Here is a 3,703-nt window from a genome sequence, read left to right as displayed (position 1 = left end):
CTCATTACACCCAGCATGACTAAAGCTGTTCCTAGCAATTGCCACACATTAAGAGATTGCCCAGTAACTAGGGCGATCAGCATACTGAACACTGGTACAAAGTTAAAAAAGACGGAAGCACGGCCAGCTCCTAACTTTTGTATGCCATTGAACCAGAATAAATAAGCAATCATTGTTGAGCAAATAACGACATATCCCATGGCCAAATGTGCATTTACAGGGGCAGAAGTGATGGCTGTAAGAGGATCTTCAAATATCATACTTAATACACTAAGTGTTATTGCCCCAAACATCATAGAAAAAGTCGTTGTTTCTAGTGGTGTAGCATTTTTTACATAGCGGCGAGATAGAACATTAGCTAAGCAAAATCCAAAAGCTCCTAATAATATAAATAGATCGCCAATATCTATTTTTAGATGAAGCAACGTTGTTATATGCCCCTGACTAATCACAAGTAACACACCACTTAAGCCGAATAAAACGCCTAAAAATTTACTAGGGGTAAGCTTTTCACCGTCCAAAACAATTGTCATTAATAGGGTCATTAACGGTGTAGTTGCCATAATTAAAGCACCGTTCACGGCAGATGTAGTCTGTAAGCCATAAAAACAACCGATGTTGAATCCTGCAATGCCAACTACCCCAATAACAAGGTAGATAACTAAATTTTGACTTAAAGCTGTCCATCTTAATTTGCCTGTGATTGAAAAGATCAGAAGTAAACCTAGGCTTGCAATTGAAAACCGTTCAGATGCAGCAGATAGCGGAGGCATATGTTGAATGATATAAGACATTGCATTAAATGCTGATCCCCAAAAAAACATTGTTAAGACAACACCAGCATAGGCATAAGCCACCGTTCTGTTCATGGACAGGCTCCCATCAAGAAAGGTTTTATTCTGGGCAATTACATAAAGGTGTACAATTCCATATTAATACACTTCTAATGTGAAAATTTGCACAATGATTGATTGGGAAAATTTACATTACTTTTCAGTTTTTACAGAAGAAAAGTCACTGTCAGCGGCTGCCCGAAAATTGGGAGTAGATCATGCAACTGTATCTAGAAGAATTGCCCAGCTAGAACAAAACTTAAAACTTAAATTAGTCGATCGTAGACCACGTACTTACATCCTAACTCCTGATGGTGAACGTCTTGCGCAGGTGGTTGCTCGTATGATGGAAGAAACATTTTCTATTGAACGTTTAACTCAGGCTGGTCAGCAAGAAGTGATGGGAAGTGTTTCTATTAGTATGCCTCCTTTAACTGCGGCACATCTCATCATGCCTCATCTGGGCAGGTTTTATCGACATTACCCTCAATTAAAATTGCGCGTGCTCGGTGATGTTCATTATGTTTCTTTACAGCATAGTGAGGCTGATATTGCGGTAAGATTTGGCCGTCCTAAAGATGAAAATTTAGTAGCTCGTAAAGTAGGGGAAATACCCTTTGGAATATATGCCGGACCAAATTATTTGGCTTCAACAGCCCCTGAAAATTATGAATGGATTAGTGTAGAAGTCGGGGGGGTACATGGTCAAAAACAGCAGAAGTTAAAAGAAAGATTAGATCATAAAGAACCCATAATGGTTACTAACCATCCTGAATTACAGTGGAGAGCTGCATGTGGTGAAGTAGGGGTAGCGGTCTTACCGGATTTTTTAGGCGCTCTTAGCAATTTAGTTAGATTACAAGATGATCATCCGATGAGTGCTGAAATCTGGCTAGTTACACATGAAGATTTACGACATAGTCCTGCAATACGTGTAGTAATGGATTTTCTTGTGAGCTGTTTCGAACCTTTTAAGGTTTAAGCTGTTAACTGTCGATTTATATAAAAAGCTGCTGGAGTCCGCAGCTTTTTTATTTTGATATATTTACGTCAAACTGACTTCTATTCCGTTGCGTAAATTAGTCTGATCCTGAACAGAATTTAAATCAATTTTGGCAAAAGACTTAGCAAGTAAACGTCTAGCAGCTGAATTAATAGGTTTTTCTACCCATTTAGGTAATTTTATTCCTAAAGGATTAGTTTCGGTTTTAGATACTTCGGTGGTTACTCTTGTTCCCATAATATAGTCAAACCAAGGTCTGGTAACGCACCAATTAGCATTCTGATTACTTGTCATATGGTGATCATAATGCCAAGGAATACGTTTTTTTGCATATTCTGGGTCTAAATGAGATTTAGCATGTACACGCCAATAATTCCATAAACCATAATAAAGTCCAGCTGTAAAAAAAGGAGCTACAGGTAAAAAAATGGTAGCAGCACCTGCTAATCCAATTAAGGCTGTTTTTTCATTATAAATTTCAGCATTTTTAAGCATAGATTCGGCATAGCCTTCATCATGGAAGCCATTTAAACGGGCACGTTTATGATGTGCGATATGGGTGAAAAATGGACTATTACGATACTGGCTTGGAAACTCATGCAGCCAAACTTTATGAAAGTACCATTCCAAGCCATTGGCTACAAAAATACCTACAGGGAATCCAAGCATATTGGTCACTTCTTCTTAATTACAATTTAAAGCCATTGTAAAAGAAGAACGTTTTATCCCTTTGACCTAATAGGCAGTAGACCAATTGCCTTTAGAATCAATTTGATTGTTTTTGTTTACGTTGTCGATAAGCACTGGGAGTTTCATTAGTCCACCGTTTGAATGCACGTGTGAACGCAGAGGGCTCTGAAAAACCGGTTAAATAAACAATTTGATCAATAGTTTCTTGTGTATTAGCAAGCAAACGTCTGGCAAGTTTTTCTCGATGTTGATTTAAAATCTTTTCATAATTTGTATTAATAGCTTGTAAATCAGCGCGAAGAGTACGAGGGTTGCGGTTTAATTGTTCTGCAATCAATTTTTGATCAAATTGCCCAGATTCAAGTAATCCATTACTAAGCAAACGTTCAATTACATGAATGAGTTGATGCTTTTCTAATGTTAATAGCTGTTGTTCCGCAAGAGTTTCATGAATTTTTAATAATTCTGGCTCAGCAGCTGGCGAGGTCTTATTTAATAGTACACTAGGAAAAACAATAGCACCTTTTGTTTGGTCTAAAATGACGGGGCATTCCCACATCTCTTGATAAGTTTTAGCCGAGGCGCCTTGTTGATAAGGTAGAGTAATATGACTAGGTCTGAACTCATTATTAGTAATATATTTAAAAAAATTAAGGAAAATACCAATCCCACATTCTAGATAATGTCTTACGGGATGCTCAAAACCCGATAATATTGCTTGATCTTCATTAATGGTTAAGGAAAGGCTAAATACATCTGTAAGTAGGGCTTGATATCTTATAGCGCGCTGCAATCCTTCACCAAATGTAGAGCTGCTCAAAAATAGATATTCAATAACCAAACCTCGGAACGGCGGCATTTGCTTACCTACATGTAAGCCAATATCAGGATCTTGGCTAATTTCTTCAGCAGCTGTCCAAAAACGATGTTGGGTAGAATTATCTCTACGAATATTTTTATCGGGTGGTTGATTAGGCAAATTTACACTTGCAAAAATAGATGCTGCATCTAAGCCCATCTTTTGCATAGTCTGGTAAGTCATCCATAAAAAAATTCCAGCGTCTGAAGAATTTTTAGACATAATTTGATGACAACTCTATAAATTATAGCGCATATTCAATCATGATTTTATTGCTGATTCTATATCTCGGAAACTTATATTAGTTTAATGATCAGG

4 protein-coding genes are annotated in these 3,703 nt (G+C 37.4%); 1 reads left to right on the top strand and 3 read right to left on the bottom strand.

The genetic code is table 11. The features are described from left to right. Positions 1-869: DMT family transporter (locus NL42_RS15425; protein WP_461313405.1), on the bottom strand; the 869-nt coding region annotated here is incomplete at its 3' end. Positions 870-963: 94 nt separating this feature from the next. Between NL42_RS15425 and NL42_RS15420 the strand changes: the two genes are divergently transcribed. Then, positions 964-1,815, top strand: coding sequence for a LysR family transcriptional regulator (locus NL42_RS15420; RefSeq protein WP_461313404.1), 852 nt, complete (start codon positions 964-966; stop codon positions 1,813-1,815). Positions 1,816-1,878: 63 nt separating this feature from the next. On the opposite strand, the gene NL42_RS15415 is transcribed toward NL42_RS15420, so the two are convergent. Together NL42_RS15415 and NL42_RS15410 are read right to left on the bottom strand one after the other, a co-directional pair. Then, positions 1,879-2,505, bottom strand: a complete 627-nt coding sequence (locus NL42_RS15415; protein WP_461313403.1) for a sterol desaturase family protein — start codon at positions 2,503-2,505, stop codon at positions 1,879-1,881. 97 nt (positions 2,506-2,602) lie between these two features. Further along, positions 2,603-3,607, bottom strand: coding sequence for an AraC family transcriptional regulator (locus NL42_RS15410; RefSeq protein WP_461313402.1), 1,005 nt, complete (start codon positions 3,605-3,607; stop codon positions 2,603-2,605). Positions 3,608-3,703 lie beyond the last annotated feature (96 nt).

The organism is Acinetobacter sp. GN11, assembly GCF_054823985.1.
The sequence above is the reverse complement of the archived record's forward strand: the minus strand, read 5'-3'. Positions and strand labels throughout refer to the sequence as shown.